At 70.7% G+C, this 18662-nt stretch carries 16 protein-coding genes; 6 read left to right on the top strand and 10 right to left on the bottom strand.

What is annotated here, in order from left to right; all coding sequences use genetic code 11:
• The first annotated feature begins 3 nt into the window (after nt 1-3).
• The 6 genes from D3869_RS14345 (at nt 4) to D3869_RS14320 (ending at nt 5410) form a co-directional block, all read left to right on the top strand.
• A complete protein-coding gene (locus D3869_RS14345) occupies nt 4-837 on the top strand; it encodes an ABC transporter permease (RefSeq protein ID WP_137140705.1) in 834 nt (277 codons plus the stop codon).
• 17 nt (nt 838-854) lie between these two features.
• The gene (locus D3869_RS14340; RefSeq protein ID WP_137140704.1) at nt 855-1601 is read left to right on the top strand and encodes an aspartate/glutamate racemase family protein; all 747 of its coding nucleotides are present in this window, start codon (nt 855-857) and stop codon (nt 1599-1601) included.
• Between the two features lie 14 nt (nt 1602-1615).
• The gene (locus D3869_RS14335) at nt 1616-2458 is read left to right on the top strand and encodes a GNAT family N-acetyltransferase (protein ID WP_137140703.1); all 843 of its coding nucleotides are present in this window, start codon (nt 1616-1618) and stop codon (nt 2456-2458) included.
• A 131-nt stretch (nt 2459-2589) separates the two neighbouring features.
• Nucleotides 2590-2982: an RcnB family protein gene (locus tag D3869_RS14330; protein WP_137140702.1), complete on the top strand. Its 393-nt coding sequence runs from the start codon at nt 2590-2592 to the stop codon at nt 2980-2982.
• Between the two features lie 102 nt (nt 2983-3084).
• Nucleotides 3085-5043, top strand: a complete 1959-nt coding sequence (locus tag D3869_RS14325) for a tetratricopeptide repeat protein (protein ID WP_137140701.1) — start codon at nt 3085-3087, stop codon at nt 5041-5043.
• Between the two features lie 109 nt (nt 5044-5152).
• A complete protein-coding gene (locus tag D3869_RS14320; RefSeq protein ID WP_109071506.1) occupies nt 5153-5410 on the top strand; it encodes a hypothetical protein in 258 nt (85 codons plus the stop codon).
• Here D3869_RS14320 and D3869_RS14315 read toward each other — a convergent pair.
• The 10 genes from D3869_RS14315 to D3869_RS14265 all read right to left on the bottom strand — a co-directional run bounded on the left by D3869_RS14315 (nt 5380) and on the right by D3869_RS14265 (nt 18408).
• Nucleotides 5380-6480, bottom strand: a complete 1101-nt coding sequence (locus D3869_RS14315) for a response regulator (protein ID WP_137140700.1) — start codon at nt 6478-6480, stop codon at nt 5380-5382. The two genes, D3869_RS14320 and D3869_RS14315, sit on opposite strands and share 31 nt — an antisense overlap.
• Before the next feature lie 230 nt (nt 6481-6710).
• Entirely contained in the window at nt 6711-7460 is a 750-nt protein-coding gene (locus D3869_RS14310; protein WP_137140699.1) for a response regulator transcription factor, read from the bottom strand.
• 49 nt (nt 7461-7509) lie between these two features.
• Nucleotides 7510-10338: a response regulator gene (locus D3869_RS14305; RefSeq protein ID WP_247895851.1), complete on the bottom strand. Its 2829-nt coding sequence runs from the start codon at nt 10336-10338 to the stop codon at nt 7510-7512.
• Nucleotides 10339-10831: 493 nt separating this feature from the next.
• Entirely contained in the window at nt 10832-11593 is a 762-nt protein-coding gene (locus D3869_RS14295; RefSeq protein ID WP_137140696.1) for a hypothetical protein, read from the bottom strand.
• A 151-nt stretch (nt 11594-11744) separates the two neighbouring features.
• Nucleotides 11745-12518 carry a hypothetical protein gene (locus tag D3869_RS14290; protein ID WP_137140695.1) on the bottom strand — a complete coding sequence of 258 codons (774 nt, stop codon included), beginning with the start codon at nt 12516-12518 and terminating at the stop codon, nt 11745-11747.
• Between the two features lie 21 nt (nt 12519-12539).
• Nucleotides 12540-13793: an ATP-grasp domain-containing protein gene (locus D3869_RS14285; protein WP_137140694.1), complete on the bottom strand. Its 1254-nt coding sequence runs from the start codon at nt 13791-13793 to the stop codon at nt 12540-12542.
• On the bottom strand, nt 13790-14575 hold the full coding sequence (locus D3869_RS14280; protein WP_137140693.1) for a GNAT family N-acetyltransferase: 786 nt from the start codon (nt 14573-14575) through the stop codon (nt 13790-13792). The genes D3869_RS14285 and D3869_RS14280 overlap by 4 nt, the downstream gene beginning before the upstream one ends.
• A gap of 1 nt (nt 14576) precedes the next feature.
• Nucleotides 14577-15629: an ABC transporter substrate binding protein gene (locus D3869_RS14275; RefSeq protein ID WP_137140692.1), complete on the bottom strand. Its 1053-nt coding sequence runs from the start codon at nt 15627-15629 to the stop codon at nt 14577-14579.
• Nucleotides 15626-17602 (bottom strand): MFS transporter, encoded by a 1977-nt coding sequence (locus D3869_RS14270; RefSeq protein WP_137140691.1) that lies wholly within the window; start codon nt 17600-17602, stop codon nt 15626-15628. Before D3869_RS14270 ends, D3869_RS14275 begins: the two co-directional genes overlap by 4 nt.
• The gene (locus D3869_RS14265; RefSeq protein WP_137140690.1) at nt 17599-18408 is read right to left on the bottom strand and encodes a hypothetical protein; all 810 of its coding nucleotides are present in this window, start codon (nt 18406-18408) and stop codon (nt 17599-17601) included. Before D3869_RS14265 ends, D3869_RS14270 begins: the two co-directional genes overlap by 4 nt.
• Nucleotides 18409-18662: the final 254 nt, after the last annotated feature.

Raw genomic sequence — 18662 nt, 5'->3', positions numbered from 1 at the left:
GCGATGACCGGCACCCGGCGCGGCCTGTCCTTCTACCTGCTCGCCGCCTTCTTCGGGCTGTTCGTCCTGTTCCTCTACGGGCCGATCGCCACCATCACCATCCTGTCCTTCCAGGGGCCGGAGGGCGGGTTGACCTTCCCGATGAACGGCGTCTCCCTCCACTGGTTCAGGAACCTGTTCGAGCAGCAGGCGGTCGGCGATTTCGGCGGCTCCTTCCGCCGATCCATCGCGCTCGGGCTGACGGTGATGGTGCTGACGGTGCTGTTCTCGCTGCTCGCCGGCTTCGCCTTCCGCCGCCGTTTCCTGGGCAGCGGGGCGCTGTTCTATCTGGCGGTGGCGAGCCTGATCGTGCCGTCGATCCTGGTCAGCCTGGGCATCGGCCTGCTGTTCAACATCCTGGGCATCGAGCCGACCTGGTACGGCTCGGCGCTGGGCGCGCATCTGACCTGGACGCTGCCCTTCGGCCTGCTGATCGTCTTCGCCATCTTCAACCGCTTCAACCCGGCCTACGAGGAGGCGGCGCGCGACCTCGGCGCCACGCCCTGGCAGACGGTGCGCCACGTGGTGCTGCCGATCCTGCTGCCCAGCCTGATCGGGGTCGGGCTGTTCGGCTTCACCCTGTCCTACGACGAGTTCGCGCGGACGCTGATGACCGCGGGGTCCTTCAACACCCTGCCGCTGGAGATCTACGGCATGACGACCAACGTCACGACGCCGGTGCTCTACGCGCTGGGCACGCTGACGACGGTGTTCTCCTTCACGGTGATCGGCCTGTTCCTCGCCGGGGTGATGATCCTGCGCCGCCGCAGGCTGCGGCGGACCGGCGCCGCCGGTTGACGGGAGAGGAACCAACCATGCGCATCCTGGTCGTCAACCCGAACACCACCGCCTCGATGACCGAGAAGGCCGGGGCCGCCGCCCGCGCCGTCGCGGCGCCGGGGACGGAGATCGTCGCCGCCAACCCGGCCATGGGTCCCGCCAGCATCGAGGGCTATTACGACGAAGCGCTGGCCGTCCCCGGCCTGCTGGAGATGATCGCCGCCCATGAGCGCGCCGCGCCGGGCATCGACGGAGTCGTGATCGCCTGCTTCGACGACGTCGGGCTGGACGCCGCGCGCTGCCTCGCCGCGGTTCCGGTGGTCGGCATCTGCGAGGCGGCGATGAAAACCGCCACCCTGCTCGGCGGACGGTTCAGCGTGGTCACCACCATGCCGCGCTCCGTCCCGGCGCTGGAGCATCTGGCGGAACGCTACGGCGTGGCCGGGCGCTGCCGGGTGCGCGCCGCCGGCGTGTCGGTGCTGGCGCTGGAGGACCCGGCGTCCGGCGCCGTGGAGCGGGTGCGCGACACCATCCGCCGCGCCATCGCCGAGGACGGGGCGGAGAGCGTCGTGCTGGGATGCGCCGGCATGGCCGATCTGGCCCGCGCCCTGACCGCCGAGATGGGCGTGCCGGTGGTGGACGGCGTCACCGCCGCGGTGAAGCTGGTGGAGGGGCTGGCCGTGCTGGGCTTGCGCACCGGCAAGACCGGCGGTTACGCTTTCCCCCTGCCCAAACCCTACGCCGGGGACATGGCGCGCTTCGCCCCCGCCCCGCAGCCCTGAACCGGAGGGACGCCATGGAAGGCTACCGCGTGCGCGTGATGAGCCGGGCCGAGCTGGATCTCGCCGTCGACTGGGCGCGGGCGGAGGGCTGGAACCCCGGGCTGCACGACGCCGGGGCTTTCCACGCCGTGGACCCCGAAGGCTTCCTGATCGGGGAACTGGACGGCGAGCCGGCGGCCTGCATCTCCGTCGTCCGCTATCCCGAGAATTTCGGATTCCTCGGCTTCTACATCGTGCGGCCCGGGATGCGCGGGCGCGGCCTCGGCTGGGACCTCTGGCGGGCCGGGCTGAGGCATCTGGAGGGCTGCACCGTCGGACTGGACGGGGTGGTGGCGCAGCAGGATAACTACCGCAAGTCCGGCTTCGCGCTGGCCCACCGCAACATCCGCTACGGCGGAGCGCCGCCCGCCGGGACCTCCTCCGCCGCCTCGCTGGTGGACGCGCGGACGGTGCCCTTCGACCGGCTGCTGGACTGGGACCGCGCGCTGTTCCCGGCGCCGCGCGCCGGCTTCCTGTCCAACTGGATCGCGCTGCCCGGCGCCTCCGCGTTGGCCGCCGTGGTCGATGGGGCGTTGCGGGGCTTCGGGGTGATCCGCCCCTGCCACAGCGGCAGCAAGATCGGCCCGCTCTACGCCGCCGACCGCGGTACCGCGCGTGATCTGGCGCTGGCGCTCGCCGCCACGGCAGGGGACGGCCCGGTCTTCCTCGACGTGCCGGAGGTCAACCGCGACGCCATCCTGCTGGCGGAGGAGTTGGGCCTGACCCCGCAGTTCGAAACCGCCCGCATGTATCTCGGCCCCGCCCCGGCCATCGACACCGCGCGCCTGTTCGGCGTGACGACGTTCGAACTGGGCTGACGACGGGCAGAGCTGAGCCGTAACAGTCCGTTACCAAACAGGGGGCCGCCGGACACACGCCGGCAACAGGGCGCGCGCAGCATCGGGACATCGGGATCACGATCCCGGCCTGATGAAAAGAGGGATACCCCATGTCGCGCATCCTGATCGCCGCCATGACCACCGCCTTGACCGCCGCCACCGTGCTGGTCGGACTGGGCACCCGAGACGCTTCCGCCGCCGGTTGGGGACCGGACCATCGCGAACCGCCGCGGATCGAGCGGGACCACCGCGGCCCGAATGCGCACCGCCCGGAGGCCCATCGCCCGCCTCCGCCGGTCCACCGCGCGGCACGATACTGGAAACCCGGCGACCGGCTGCCCGCGGCCTACGCGTCGCGGCGCCACGTCATCGCCACGCCCGCCGCCTATCATCTGCACCGTCCGCCGCACGGGCATCATTGGGTCCGCGCCGGGTCGGACGCCGTCCTGGTGGCGTCGCGATCGGGGATCATGGTGCGGATCGTCCCCGGCCTGTTCCGCTGAGGCGCCGCCCTTCCTCCGTGGACGAGGCCCGGCCGGGCGGTCTACTCTCCCGCGAGTTGCACCGCCCTTTGCCGCGATGCCCGATCCCATGATGGACGCTCCATGACGGTCAGCCGTACCCCCTCGCCCTCGCTCACCGATGCCCTGGCTCTGCACAACGACGGCCGCAGCGACGAGGCGGAGCGGGCGTACCGCGACATCCTGAGGCGCGAGCCGCGCAACCCCGACGCCTGGCACCTGCTGGGCGTCCTGCAGTCCGAGCGGGGCGATCACGAATCCGGCATCGCCAGCATCCGCACCGCCCTGTCCATCCGGGAAGCGCTGGAATACCACCTGAATCTCGGCTCCGCGCTTCTGGATTCGGGCCGCGCGGACGAGGCGCTGGACGCCCTGATGGCGGCGTTGCGCCTCGGTCCCGACCGGGCCGACATCCATTTCCGGCTGGGCAACCTGTTCCGCCAGCAGCGCCGGCCCAACGAAGCCGTCGCCGCCTACCGTCAGGCCATCGCGCTCCAGCCCGGCTTCGTGGAGGCGCTGAACAACCTCGGCTCGCTGTTCCTGGAGGTCGGGCAGACCGACGCCGCCGTCGCCGCCTTCAGCGAGGCCATCCAGGCGGCACCGGCCAACGCCGAGTCCCATTGCAACCTCGGCTACGCCCTGGACCTGCAGGACCGGCTGGGCGAAGCGGCCGCCGCCCACCGCGTCGCCCTGGCCTTCCGGCCCGACTTCGCCCTGGCCTGGTCCAACCTCGGCAACGTCCTGAAAGGGCAAGGGCATCTGGAGCAGGCCATCGCCGCCTACCGCTCGGCGCTGACGCACCGCCCGGACTACCCGATGGCGCACAGCAACGTGCTGATGGCGCAGCATTATGTGCCGGAGTGCGGGAACGCCGATTTCCTCGCCGCCGCCCGCGGCTGGGTCGAACGAAGCGGCGGCGGACCGCCGGCGACCGCCCCGGTGGTGCGCGACGACCGCCCCCGTCCGCTGCGCATCGGCTACGTCTCCAGCGACTTCAACAGCCACCCGGTCGGCTACTTCCTGGAAAGCGTCCTGAGGGCGCACGACCGCGCGGCGGTCACCGCCTTCGGTTACGCCAACAACGGCCGCACCGACGACGTGACGGAAAGCCTTCGCGCGGCGGCCGACGGATGGCGCCCGATCGTCGGGATGGACGACGCGGCGGTGGCCGACCTGATCCGGCGGGACGGCATCGACATCCTCGTCGATCTGTCCGGCCACACCGGGAACAACCGCCTGACCCTGTTCGCCCGGCGGCCCGCCCCCGTCCAGGTGAGCTGGCTGGGTTACTTCGGGACGACCGGCCTGCCGGCCATGGACTGGATCATCGCCGACCGCCACGTTTTGCCGCCGGGGGAGGAGCGCTTCTTCACCGAGAAGGTCTGGCGCCTGCCCGACAGCTATCTGTGCTTCACCCCGCCGGCGGAGGAGGTGGCCGTCGGGCCGCTTCCGGCGCTTGGCGGCGGACCGGTCACGCTCGGCGCCTTCCACAACCGGGCCAAGATCACCCGTCCGACCGTCGCGCTGTGGGCGCGGGTCCTGACCGCCCTGCCGCAGGCCCGCCTGCTCCTGAAATCGCGGGAGTTCGCCGATTACGGTGTGCGGCAGACCCTGCGCGACCAGTTCGCCGCGCAGGGCATCGCGCCGAACCGCCTGCGCATGGAGGGGAAAACGCCGCGGGCCGACTATCTCGACAGCCTCAACCGCATCGACCTCGCGCTGTCCCCCGTCCCCTTCGGCGGCGGCACGACGACGGCCGAGAGCCTGTGGATGGGCGTGCCGGTGGTGACCCTGCGCGGCGACCGCTGGGCGGGGCGGATCGGGGTCAGCTTCCTGGAGACGCTGGGTCTCGCCGACCGGCTGGTGGCGGACAGCCCGGAGGATTACGTCGCCAAGACCACCGCGCTGGTCGGCGACCTCGAGGCGCTGTCCGCCCTGCGCGCCGGCCTGCGCGAGCGCATGCGCCGGTCGCCGTTGTGCGACGCGCCGGCCTTCGCCCGGTCGCTGGAGGAGGCCTACCGGTCGATGTGGCGCGCACCGTAAGGGGGCCGAGGGTATGCCAAAGGAAGTCCTTCCGATACGCCCTGGCACAACGGTGCCGACCATGCGTTGAAGGACCCGACGACGCAGCGGAAGCGAGGCCGAGACGCCGATGATGAAGGATCCCAAACAGATCGCGCGGGTTGCCCTGCAATCGGCCCGCGTCAATGTCGAGGTCTACGAGGCCTGCGGCCTGATCGACACGCCGTCGGCCCACGGCCTGCGCTACAAGATCGCCGTGCAGGCCAGCGACGTGAACGGCGACGAGTGCCGTTTCCCCTCCTGCGCCTGCCCCTGGCCGGACTGCTCCCGTCAGGCGGAAGCCGGAGCGGCGGACGGTCAGCCCAGCGGCCCGACCGTCTCCACGTAACGCTCCATCGCGGCGACGCCCTCTTCGGTCAGTTCGATGAAGACCCGGCGGCCGTCCTTGTCGTCGGCGATCCGCCGGACCAGCCCGCGCTCGTGCAGGTCGGTGATGCGGCGCAGCGCCGTGGTCTGCGCCACGCCGGACGCGATGCACAGCGAGGACACGGAAATCCGCCGCCCCTGGAGATGATTGATCATCAGGTCCAGCAGCATGTCCCAGCAGGGGTCCTCGAACAGGCCCTTGGGAAAGAACTTCTCGCGTGCGGCGCGCTTGCGCCGGATCGCCGTCAGGATGCCCAGGCTGTCCGGCACTCCGCCGTCCGATACCTGTTCGCTGACGGATTGAGCCGCGGTCGCGATGGCCGTGGGAGAGGCCGTCGGTGTGCCCGCCATGGGTACGGCCGCCGTGGGTGCGACCGCCGCGCGATGGGCCGCGACGAAGGGCATCACGCGGGCCGCCGCGGCTTCCCCGCGCAAGGCCCGCACCGTCTCGACCAGCGCCAGCCCGTGGCGGTAGGCCTGCTCCAGCGCGTCGTCGCGGCTGTCCATCGCCGCCGGGAATTCCGGAACCGACGATGCGCTCGACTCCCCGCCGTTGAGGACACGGGCCAGCGCGCGCTCGATCTGCGCGTCGTCCTCCGGGTCGGTCACCACGTCGGCCGCTTCCAGACGCAGGGCGCGCACCACGTCGTCCGCCTCCGGGTTGCGGGCGAAGAGGATGCAGGCGAGCCCGCGGTGGGTGCGGTGCAGCCGCTCCATCAGCGCCAGCCCGTCGAACCAGGGCGATCCGCCGTCCACGAACACCACGCCCACGCTGCGGTCCACGTCGAGCAGGCCCAACGCGGAGATCACGTCGCGCGTGTCCTGAACCCGGTGGCCAAGCCGCAGGGCGCAGTCGCGGATGCCGGCGATGGCCGCGCTGTCATTGCCGATGATCAGGATGGACGGCGCCGCCGCTGAGTAAGTCGGGGCCGAGTAATTCGGCGCCGCTTGACTGGTCGCCGTTTGAGTGGCCGCCATATGGCCAGTCAGCGCGAGACGCTCCGCCGAGCGCGAAACCAGGGACCGTTGCATGCCGCTCTCACCCGCATCAGATCGCGCGCCGGTTGACCGGCGGCGGTGTCAGGCCCGGCGCGGCGACCCGATGCGGCGGAACGTTCCGCCACCTCCAGGTACCCGCTTGGAACCGTCAATCATTCGTTGGGTGATGTATAGCATTACCCCGTTCGAACGCGTATCAACGGCCGTTGATACTTTTCTGTCGGAGTAACGTGCGGTTTATTATTGCATATTAATCATTATCGTCAAGATTCGTCAGATTCCAATGCATAACCGACCCCACGGACGGTAACGATCGGCGATGGCGCGCCGTCGTCCAGCCGCATCTTGCGGCGCAGCCGGGTGATCAGCGTGTCCACCGTGTGCTCGCTGATGGAGCGCGGGTCGCGGTTGCTGATCACGTCCAGCAGATATTCGCGGCTGACCGGGTTGGGCCGCATGGCCGCCAGCGCCGCCAGGATGTTGAACTCCCCCGTCGTCAATGCGAGGTAGGAGCCGTCGGGACGGAACAGCGCACGGCGCACCAGATCCAGACGCCACCCCCGGAAGGTCAGCGGCGCGTCGGGGGCCGGACCCGCCGCCCCCTCGACGGATGCGGACGGAACGGCGGACGCCCCGGAGCGGCGCAGCAGGTTGCGGATGCGGATCAGCAGTTCGAGCAGATCGACCGGCTTGGTCACGTAATCGCCGCCGTGGGACAGGCCGGCGATGCGGTCGGTCGGGCTGTCGCGTCCGGTCACGAAGATGAGCGGAAGGGTTTCCCCCAGCCGCAGCCGCTCGGCCAGGGCCAGCCCGTCGCAATCCGGCAGGTTGATGTCCAGCAGCACGAGGTCCGGCCGGTCCCGCGCGATGCGCTCGGTCAGTTCCGCCCCGTTCGCGGCCCGCAGCACCCGCAACCCCTGGCTTTCCAGATAGGTGGCGATCAAATCCTGCGTTTCGGGAGAATCCTCGACCACCAGCACGGTCCGCCCGACCAGTTCCGATCCGACGCTCATGCCGCCCTGCCCGCCGCTGCCGGTCCCGTCGCTTCAATCCCTGTCGCCGTCATGTCAGCCCCGCCTCCCCCTTTTCGATGGCGCGCAGGGCGGCGTGAAGCCGATCCCGCAGCGCCGCCGCGTCCCCTTGCATGGAAGCGGCCCCCCCGCTTCCGCTTTCGACGGCCTGCGCCGTCCGCTCCAGCGCCCGCGCCGCGGCGCTCACCTCCGGAAAGCCATAGGTGCCGCCGCTGCCCTTCATGCGGTGGGCCGCGTCGACCACGCGCCGGGGCGGCGAGTCCGCGTCGTCGAGAACCGCCAGCACCTCCCGGCAGGCCTGGGCGAAGCGCTCCATCAGGCGGGCGCGGTCGGCGCTGGACAGCCCGCCCGGAAGACGTCCGCTCCCGAGCGGCGCCTGCCGGACCGCGACGGACGGAACGGACGCGGGCGCGCAGGTGCCCGACGGCGCGTGGCGCGCGAGCGCGTCCTGGAGCGCGTCGGGGTCCACCGGCTTGGCCACCACCTCGTCCACGCCGGCCTCCAGATAATCCGCCCGGTCCTCCGGCGAGCTGTTGGCGGTCACCGCGATCACCGGCACCAGCGCCCGCTCGGCGTCCGGCAAGGCGCGGATGCGCCGCGTCACCTCCACCCCGTCGATTCCCGGCAGCCGCATGTCGAGCAGCACGACGTCCACGGTCCTGGTGGCCAGAACCGCCAGGGCCTCTTCCCCGCTGTCCGTGTAGACGGCGCGGTGGCCGCCGGGCGCCAGATACTCGCGAAGGATGGCCTGGTTCTCCGGCGCGTCCTCCACCACCAGGATGTCCAGACTCCCCGGGACCGGCATGGGGGCGGCGCGGCCCGGCGACGGATCGGCGACCGGAAGCGGGCGCGTCGGCAGCGAGACCGTGAAGAGGGAACCGCCGCCGGCACGGCCTTCCAGGCCGACGTCGCCGCCCATCAGCCGGACGAGCCCGTTGACGATGGCGAGCCCAAGGCCGGCGCCATCGCGGCGGTTGCCTTCCAGCCGGCTCCCCTCCAGCCGATGAAAAGGCTCGAAAATGATCGCCTCGGCCGCCCGCGGAACGCCGGGGCCGCTGTCCGCCACGGTCAGGCACAGAACGACCGTCCCGCTCGCCGTGCCCGCCGGGGCCGGCGTCGCGGTCAGCGACACCTCCACCCCGCCACGCTCGGTGAACTTCACGGCGTTGCTCAGAAGGTTCAGAACGATCTGGCGCAAGCGCAATGGATCGATCCAAAAACGCGCCGCCCCCAGCCCGCTGACCGTCAGGGACAGGCCCAGCCCCTTCTCCTCCGCACCCGCGCGCATCAGCGCCACGGCGTCCTCGACCAGCGCCACCACGTCGGTGGGCTGGGGGTGCAGCTCCATCCGGCCCGCCTCCAACCGCGACAGGTCGAGGATGGTGTCGAGCATGGAGACGAGATGCCGCCCCGCCCCGTCGGCGACGCGCAGCCGTTCGTCGAGCTGCTCGGTCGGGCCTTCGCGGCGGATCACCCGCACCATGCCCAGAACGGCGTTCAGCGGGGTCCGGACCTCGTGGCTGAGGTTGGCGAGGAAGCGTTCCAGCGTCGCGGACTTGTCCGACAGGGCGCGGGTGCGCTCGGCGATCTGGCGCTCCAGCCCCTCGTTGAGGGCGGCCAGCTCCTGCGACAGCCGGCGCTCGTTGAGGAAGGCCGTTTCCACCCGCCGCCCCAGCACCAGCGCGTGGCTGAACAGGAACAGCAACGCCCCGTAGGGCACGAGGTCGATGCTCTCGAAGAAATGCGCGTACATCAGCGCGTCGTGCACCACCGACCCCAGGAAGGCCAGCGCCCCCGCCCCCAGCAGGAGCGCGCCGGGATGGCGGCGCAGGGCGGCCACGGCGAGGCGCCACGCGAAATACAGGGCCGACAGCACCAGCAGCAGGCTCGCAACATCGCGAAATTGCGTGAACTGCGCCGGTTCGGTCACCAGAACCAAGACCATGCCGGGCACCGCGACCACCATCATGGCGCGCCCGACCCCGCGGTGCAGGCATCCGGGGAACAGCTCGCGCAGCAGGTGGAAGTAGATCGGGTAGAACATGTAGATCGGCAGATATTCCAGCCGGTAGGCCCACACCTCCGACACGCCGGGGAAAAAGACGCGCAGCAGTTCGCTGGTGCAGATCAGCCGCATGGCGCAGGCCGCCAGCAGCATCACCAGGAACAGCGGGGCCGCCGACAGGCGCCGGCGCAGGAAGGCGGCGATGAACAGCGCCATCAAGGACAGCGACATCAGCGCCCCGGCGTTGGTCATCAACTGCCGCTGCCACAGCCGCGACAAACCTCCGTTGGCGTCGAGATAGACCGTGCGCCCGATCCCGCCTTCGAAATGGAAGTGGTTGGAAACCTCGACCGCCAGTTCGATGACCCTCTGCCCGCCATGCAGCGTGACGAAGCGGGAGACGGAGGACGGCTGCTCCTGCGCGGCGGCCAGGGCCGGCACCCCCGCGGCGGCGACCGACCGGCCGTCCACCCACACCCGCATGGCCGAGTTGGCCGGCGGCATCTTCAGCGTCAGCGGCGGCATGCCGGGCGGCAGCAGGATCTTCAGGCGGAAGGTGGCGGCCCCCATGCCGCCCATCTTCCGGCCGTCCGGGCGCTCGGCCCCGTTCCAGATCGCCGGCAGGGTGAAGGGCATCCAAAGCGCGCCATCGGGCTCCGGCAGCGGATTCAGGCTTTCCTCACCGGCCAGACGGTCCCAGGACACCAGCCACTCGCCGTCCAGCGACACCGGCCCGTCGAGGTCGGCGTACCAGCCCCGCAGATCGAGCACGCCGCGCTCCGCCTCCGGGAGAACGGTGGCCAGGGCCGGAGCGGTGCCCGGAGCGGTGCAAAGAAGAGCGAGGAGCAGAACCACGCCCAGCCGTCGGGCGACACGCGCAACAAAGGCGGTTAGAGACGGCATGGCAGCAGGCGGCGGAAGCACCGGGGCACAGTTCCTTCGGCAGGCGCATGGCACGGGCCGCGGCCCGACCCGCAGGTCGACAGGCGCCGAGCCAATCCCGTCATGAGAGGTATCGCAAAACGGTCGTTGCGGAAATACCGATGCACCCAGGCATTTAAAGCCGAAACCCCATGAAACCGAAACCGGCCACGCGGCGAAGTATAACCAGCCATCGATGCAACAACGACTCAGAAATTCGCAACAAGCTTGGTCAATCGTAAATCCTATAGAAAATGTGGTTTTAACCTTTCAATCGAGGATATGGCCCATACTTGGCGGCGATCGCCGAACGCGGCGATTTCAACAGGGTTCGCTAATAGGCGAAGCGTCCGGAACTGCCCGAACACGGGCGAATTTCCGGACGCTCCCGCACAGGGCAGCCGATCGGCCGCGGCGCTGAACGCGGTCAGGCCATGGCCTTCATTTGCTTGTCCATGCGGGCCAGCACGGCCATCACCTCCTTGCAGCGGCTCTTCACATCCTCGTCGGTCTCCGGGATGCCGTCCTGGGAGGAGATGTTGCGCCATTCCTTCAGGAAGGCTTTCAGCTCGGGCATCTTCGGCAGCTGGGTGCCGACGCCACGAATGTCCTCCTTCCACAGGTCCTGGAAATCGTCCACCGTCTTCGCCGTCTTCAGCTTCTTCGCCAGGGACAGCATGTATTTTTCCAGGATCTCCCGCCCCTTGGCGCGCACCTTGTCGGCCTTCTCGATGGCGTCCTTCATGCCCTCGTAGTCATCGACGATCTTGTCGCCGAGCGAGGACTGGTTGAAGGCGACGAAGAGCTGGTCGGCGGCCTTGCCCACCTTCTCCGCGTGGGCGGCGGAGTCCTTCGGGATCAGCTTGTTCGACTTGAACTTCTTCGCTGTCGCCTCGGCCAGATCGCGGAGCTTCTGGAGCTGGGTGCGCAGCGGCTCGACCGAGCGCTTGTACTCCGCCCGCGCCTCGTCCAGCAGCGAGTCGAGGTCGTCCAGCGTGGCGTTGCTGGGAGCGTTCAACGACACGCTCAGCTTCTTCCAGTCGATGGCGCCGTGCGCCTTGTCCACCGCCTTCATCGCGTCGCCGACGCCGGTCTTGCCGGCGATCTTGGCGATGGCGCCCTTCTTCTTGTCCCAGTCCTTCTGGGTCAGGATGTCCGGGATTTCGATGCGCTTCAGGGGACCACCCATGTCTCAGCTCCTCCGCTTAACCAAGCATTCACCCTATCGGTCCGCATGGTAGGAGGCGGGCGCCACCCTCGGAATCGGCGATTGCTCCTCTCCCGCCCCTACCGGGGGTCGATTGGGTCCAAAACGGCGGCTTCCCTTTCCGCCCCGTCTCTCAGCGGCCGCCGACCAGTTGCACCACGCCCTTGCAGACGGTGGCGAACTCCTTGATCAGGTCGGTGATCTGGCGGGCGGTGTAGTCGGGCGGCACGCGCATCGGCGGCCCGTCGCCGCCCTGCCCGGCCCAGGGAGCAAGCTTGCGGCGGTAGAAGTCCGGATCGGCGCGCAGCCCGTCCAGCGCCTTCGCCGCGGCGAGTTGGGCGGCAAGATCGCGGGCCAGCGCCGGGAACAGCTCGTTGTAGGTCTCCGGGGTCGGCTTGGCGCGCACCTTGGCGACCCCCGCGGCGGCACGGGCGAGCGCGCCGTTGATGTTCGCCTCCCAGCGCTTCTGCGCGCGTTCCGCCGAGACGGCGTCCTTCTCGGCCTGGGCCGCCTGCGCCTTGAGGCGGTCGGCGTCCGCGCCGATGTCCGCCTCCAACTCCGCGAGGTCCTTGGCGAGCGCCTTCATCGCCCGCTCGCAGGCCGCCGCCGCGGCCTTGTCGCCGCGGCCGGCCACATCCTCATCCAGCGCCTTGCCGAGCGCGGTCAGATAGGCCTTGCGCGCCTTAACGGCGTCCTTCCCCGTGGCGACGAGATCCTTCACGGCCTCGTCACCGGTCGTGCCGGCGCGGTGGACGGCGTCGCCGGACTTCAGCGCCTTGACCAGCGCGGCGTCGCCGTTCAGCGCGGCGGCGACCGCCTTGGCGTCCTTCGGCCGATGCTTCGCCGTTGCAGCCTCGAAGCGCTTGCGGGCCGCGGCCCAGCGCTGCTCGTAAGGGACATGCGCCATCGCCGCCCGCCCGCTCCGACGCTACGCGACGGTCGGCTGGAGGCGGTCCTCCAGGGAGCGGATGGCGGCCCAGTCGCGCTCGAACACGGCCCGGTCGGGATGCGCCAAGTAGATTTTCGCCAGCACCTGCGTCAGATCGAGCGTCGGCACCACCTCGTCCCCAACCCGCGGCACGAGGCCGTAACCGCGCACGCTCGCCATCCCGTCCAGGACGGAGAGGTCCGGCAGCGCCTCCACCCGGCCCGACACCAGCACCGGCAGGTAGAGGACCATCGCGTCGGCCAGGAAGCGGTAATGGCCGCCGAGCCGCGGCCCGACCGCCGCCGCCCCGTCGAAGGCATCGACCAGCAGGTCCACCTGATCGTGCCCGGTGCCCGCCGCGATGCCGGTGGTCGAGCCGGCCGGGCCCATGGCGCGCGCCGCGATCTCCACCAGCGCCGGTCCGCGCGCGGTCATCCGCACCTCGGCATGGCCGGCGCCGTCGGTGATCTCCAGCGCGTCGAGGACCCGGCGGATGTAGGCCATCAGCGCCTGCGCCACCGGCTCCTCCGGCGGCAGCAGACGGTAATTGTCGTACACGAAGGGCGACCCGTTCAGCGCCCGCTTGGCCGACAGCAGCACGTCGCAGACATAGTGGCGCCCGCCGCGGCTGACCGTGTTGACGACGTATTCGAGCCCGTCCAGGTAGGTCTGCACCAGAACCCGCTCGTTGGCCGACCCGCAGAAATCGCGGCTGCCGAGGATGGCCTCGACGGCGGCGCGGAGCTGCGCGGGGGTGTCGCAGAAATAGACATGGTCGGTGGAGGCGCTGGCCATCGGCTTCGCCACCACGGGCCAGCCCGCCTGCGCCGCCCATTCCACCGCCTCGGTGGCGCTGGTCGCCATGGTCTGGCGGGCGGTCAGCAGGCCGGCGGCGGCCAGCCGCTCGATCATCATGAACTTGTTGCGGCGCGCGGCGGTCAGCTTCGGGCTGTTGCCCGGCGTGCCAAGGACGGCGCCCAGCGCGTCGGTCAACTCCACCGCGGACTCGTTGCCCGGCAGGATGAAGGCCGGGGCCAGCGGGCGCAGCGTCCTCGCCAGCGCGTCGAGGTCGCCGTCGTGGAGGATGTGCGCCGCGAAGTCGTCGGGCTGGTAGCTGCGCAGCAGCGACGGGGCGAGGTCGGGGCGGCTCTGCACCGCGACCACCTCGTAGCCCCGCGCGCGCAGGCGCGGCGCCAGAAGGATGCCGGTGGAATAGGGATCGACGACGACCGCCGTTTTGAGCGGAGCGCTCATGGCGCGACCTCCAGCGCGGTGTCCTGCGGCAGGGCCGTCGCAGCCTCCATCGGGCGCGCGTAGGTGACCAGCGGCACGGGACCGTCCAGCTCCACCGACCGCCCGACCCAGCCGGCCTCGATCACCGCCCGCTGCTCGTCCAGCTCGGGCACCGCGAAAACGCGCTCGCTGCCCGGCACCCAGGCCGGCGGCGCCGCCCCGAGGTCGCGATGCAGCAGGTAGCGCAGCCGGCCGCTGGCGTGCATGACCAGCACCCGGCGCACCAGGAAGCCGCCGGCCAGCAGGTTCGCCAGGCTGCGCGGGTTGGACAGGGCGACGCGCGAGAACAGGTGCGGGCGCCCCGCCCCCAGCGCGTGGAGCGTGCGCAGCGTCACCAGCAGCCGTTGCAGCCCGTTGCCGCGGAAGTCCGGATGGACCATGCAGCTCGCCATGTGGGCGGTGGCGGTGACGGCGGGGCGCGTGCCCGGCAGGTCGTCCACGAAGGCCGGCATGCCCGGCTGCGGCAGGCCCAGGATGGCGCAGCCGATCAGCCGCCCCTCGGCCTCCAGCCCCAGCGTCACGCCGCGCTCGCCCACATGCAGACCGGCGAACTCCGGCGTCTCGGGGAAATAGGCGTCGATGTCCGGCAACTGCCCGAAGATGTAGCCGCGGAACGCCTCCAGCGCCGGCAGGTCGGCGGGGCCGAGGAAGCGGATGCGGTAGGGAACGCAGACCGGCTCGCCGCGCCGGACGCGCAGCATGCCCGTGTGGACCGTCTGTTCGGGGGATAAGAGGACCGTCATGTCAGGCGTCCTGGACGATTTCGGCGATGTTGAGCAGGCGCATCGGCGGGTAGAGGTCCAGTTGCTTGGCCGCCCCGATGCGCAGCAGCAGGGAGAAGCGGTTCAGCGTCTCCACCGGAATGGTGTCGGCGGGCTTGGCCCCGGTCAGGATCTCCACCGCCTTCAGCCCGGCGAAGCGCCCGACGTTGACGGCCGGGCTGACCAGCCCCATCAGCAGGTTGGCCCGGCGGATCGGCAGCTCGGTGGAGCAGAAGGTGGCCAGCCGGTGGGCCAGCGCCTGCTCCGCCACCACAGCGTTGTTGTTGGAGGCGACCAGCGTGTCCGGCCCGATGTAGACCAGCTCCGCCCCGGCGCGGGCGGCGTCGGCGATCAGGTCGGGGATGGCGGCCGCCTGCGGCGCTCCGGAGGCGTCGCGCGGCAGCGCGGCGTCGTGGATCTCCACCCCCTGGCGGGCGGCCTCCTCCTTCAGGTCGCGCACGGCGACAACCATGTTGTCCTCCGCCGGGTTGTAGACCGCGGCGATCTTCTTCCAGCGCCGGTAGGACAGCATCGTCTTCATCTGCACCGCGGCCGGCGCGATGTGCCGCGTGCCGGTGACCGCGCGACCCGGACGGTCGAGCGCGCGCACGACCCGCGAGGCCACCGGGTCGGTGACCGAGGTGAAGACCACCGGCACGTCGGTCAGGAAGCGCGACGGGTCCGGATCGTCGTAGCGCCCGACCGCTCCCAGCGTCAGCGGCGTGAAGACCGTCACCACCAGATCGGGCTTGGACGCCCGGATCTCCGGCAGCAGAGCGGGCATGGCGGAGGCCTGCGGCACCTCGCGCACCTCCACCGTGGCGGACAGGCCGCTCGACGCGATGAAGTCGCGCAGGCCCAGCACGTCGCCCACATCCTTGCGCGGGGTCAGCACGACGATGCGCGCCGGTCTGGCGGCGGTGAAGGTCCTGACCGCCGGACCGAAGGATGGCTGGGCAAGGGCCGGGACACCGCCCGCGGCCAGCGCTCCGGCGGTGAGGGCTCCCGTCAGGACGGTGCGGCGGGACAGGCTCATGCGGGGGTCCTCTGCGAGAAGTCGGCGGGCGGGCGCGGACGGAACAGGGTGCTCAGCAGAAGCTGCACGGCGACGCAGGCCGCCAGCACCGCGCCGATGCCCTTCAGCGCCCCGGCGTAGCCGTAATGGGCCAGGAACAGCCCGGCCAGGAAGGGGGCGACAACGGAGCCGAGCCGCTCGATCAGGCGGAACATGCCGATCACCGTGGTCTCGCCCAGCGCCGCACGCTCCTTGACGCAGACGTCGGCGAGCATGGCGAGCTGCGGCGCGCCGAGCATGGCGTGCGCCACCCCCAGCAGGGCGACCCCGGCCAGCGCCGTGCCGAGCGACCCCGGCATCGACAGCACCCAGGCCGCCCCGGCGGCGACCAGCCCGCCCACCACCAGGAAGCCGATGCGCTGGCCCGAGCGGTCCGACAGCTTCGCCGCCATCGGCGACACCACGATCATCAGCAGCCAGTAGAGCAGCAGCACGCGCCCGATCCAGGACTGGCTGACCCCCTGGTCGTCCAGCGCCAGCGGCAGCAGGAAGAACAGCAGCGCCGTCAGCCCCAGCTTGGCCGGAACCGCGCTGAAGACGGCCAGCCCGACGAAGCGCGGGTTGCGCAGGCACAGCACGGCGTCGGCCAGACGCAGGCCGCGGCTGGATTTGGCCTGGGCCCCGCGCACCCGCGGCAGCACCTGCCACGCCATGAAGGCGGCCAGCAGCGCCAGCCCGGCGGAGATCAGGAAGGTCGTGCGGAAGCCCACCTGCCCGGCGATCACGCCGCCGATGGCCGGGCCGCAGACGCCGGCGCTGAGGATGCCGCCGGCGTACATGGCGATGGCCTGGGCGCGCTGCTTGGGGTCGGTGGCGTCGATGACGAAGCCCTGAGCGGCGATGAAGACGCTGGCGTAGCCGACGGCGGTCAGGCAGCGCGCGACGATGAGCTGGATGAGGTCGGTGGCGAGGCCGGAGCCGACCAGACCGACGAAGGACAGCAGCGCCCCGCCGAGGAACACCGCCCGCCGCCCGCGCCGTTCCGACACGCTGCCGGCGATCGGCTGGCTGACCGCCCAGAGCAGCATGAACAAGGCGATGGGCGCGCCGATGACCATCTCCATCGACAGGCCGGGCACCGGTTCGAACAGCTGCTTGATGTAGACGGACAGGAAGGTGCGGGTCAGCTCCTCCGCCAGGGAGAAGATGAAGATGGCGAAGCGCAGCTCCACCACCCGCTGCATCATGCCGATCTTGGTCATCGCCGGCTCGGAGGCGGTCATGTCGGCCTTGTGCTGCACGCTGTCCAGCGCCCAGTCGACGGCGCGCGACAGCTCGCCCACCTCGTCGCGGTTGCGCAGGGCGACGCGCACGCCGAGATGCCCGTCGGCGGCCTGCTTCATCACCGCCGTCACCCGGCGCAGCGGCGCGGCGACGGAGGAGCCGACAACCAGCAGCAGGATCTCGATGTTGAGCAGGATGGCGACGATCAGCACGGAGCCGAGGTCGAACACCACCTCGTTCATGGCCGAGCGGACATAGCCGGAATCGACGCCGACATGCAGCCGCGCCTCCCCGTTCCCCTCCAACGGCAGGACGGTGTCGAGGAATTGCGGGGACTCGCCTTCCGGCGGGGCGTCGGCGACGGTCAGGCGGGTGCCGGACCGCGCCTCCTCGGACCCGGAGAAGGCGTGGAGGCGCCCGCCGATCTCCAGCGCCAGATACTTGACGTCCGGGTTGGCGGCCAGCGCGTCGGACAGCAGCTCCTCCACCCCGACCAGCTTGTCCAGCTCGAACCCCAGCGCCACCGCGCGGTCGATCTGCGCCACCACGTAGGACCCGACGACCTCGGCCTTGCGGGCCAGTTCCGGCTCGATCAGCGGGCGGAAGAGCGTGTTGACGTGGTTGGTCTGGACCGCGAGGCTGACCAGCATCAGGACGGACACGACGCCCGTCAGCATCCAGTTCAGGCGGCGGATGAAGGACAGCTTCATGGCGTGACTCCCGCCGGGCGCGCGGATTCCGCCGCCGGACCGGCGGGCTGGGGATGGTCCTCCTCCGCGCCGTGCTGCTGCTGTTCCAGGATGCGGTCGGCGAAATCCTTCAGGCCGGGGGCGAAAGCCGCCAGCTCCGGGGTCAGGTTGGGCGGCTCGCCCATGCCCAGCATGTTGATGCTGGCGGTCATCTCGCGCAGCCGCCGCTGGATCGGGCGCAGCAGCAGCCAGACCGCGACCATGGTGACGAGAAGCCCGGTCAGCAGATTGATGCCGCCGGACAGCAGCAGGTCCGGAATGGTGCCACGGATGCCCGCCTGCACCTCCCCCAGCGAATAGGTCAGGGCGACGCCGCCGGCCACGCCGCCGAAGGCGTTGCGGATGCCGAGCAGAAGCGCCTGGCTGTCGCCGTCGGCGACGGCGGCCACCCGGTCGGACTTGCCGTCGCGGGCGAAGGCCGCCTTCCAGCCGGCGGGGATCGTTCCGACCGGCCCGCCGCGGCCCGCCGCGGCCAGCACCTCGCCCGTGTCGGTGAACAGGACCAGACCGGTGATGCGGTCGTCCCGCGCCATCGCGCGCTGGATCAGCGCGTCCAGATTGCGCAGGGCCGTGATCGACACGCCGAGGCTGACGGCGCCCTCGACCTCACCGGCCAGCCCGCGCAGAGCGACGGTGAAGCGGGAGGCCACGGTGTCCTCCACCATGCGCTCCATCTTCAGGTAGGAGAGCGCGGCGGTGGAAAGCAGCGCGAAGCAGAGCGCCACCTGGAGCAGCAATATGATCTTGGTCGTCAGGGTGAGGCGCATGGGTCCGGTGCCGGCAAGGGATGCGGCAACCTTACGCGCATCACGCGCGCCGCCGTTTCCAAGACGGGTCCAGTCTGGAGAAGACCCCGGCAACATGGCTCCGCTCCGGCCCGACCGCTCCAGCTGCGCAGTTTTGCCCATCGCGCCGCAACCGGGAGGAGCAAAGCACCGCATTCCACTTACGAAACCAAGAACAAACGGCAACTGAGTCCGGTAGATCTATGCCGTTTCGCCTAACCCGTCGAAATTTTGCG

The sequence above is a fragment of the Azospirillum brasilense genome (genome assembly GCF_005222205.1).
Classification (GTDB): Bacteria; Pseudomonadota; Alphaproteobacteria; order Azospirillales; family Azospirillaceae; genus Azospirillum; species Azospirillum brasilense_G.
Note: the sequence above shows the minus strand (reverse complement) of the source record. Positions and strands in the feature narration are given on the sequence as shown.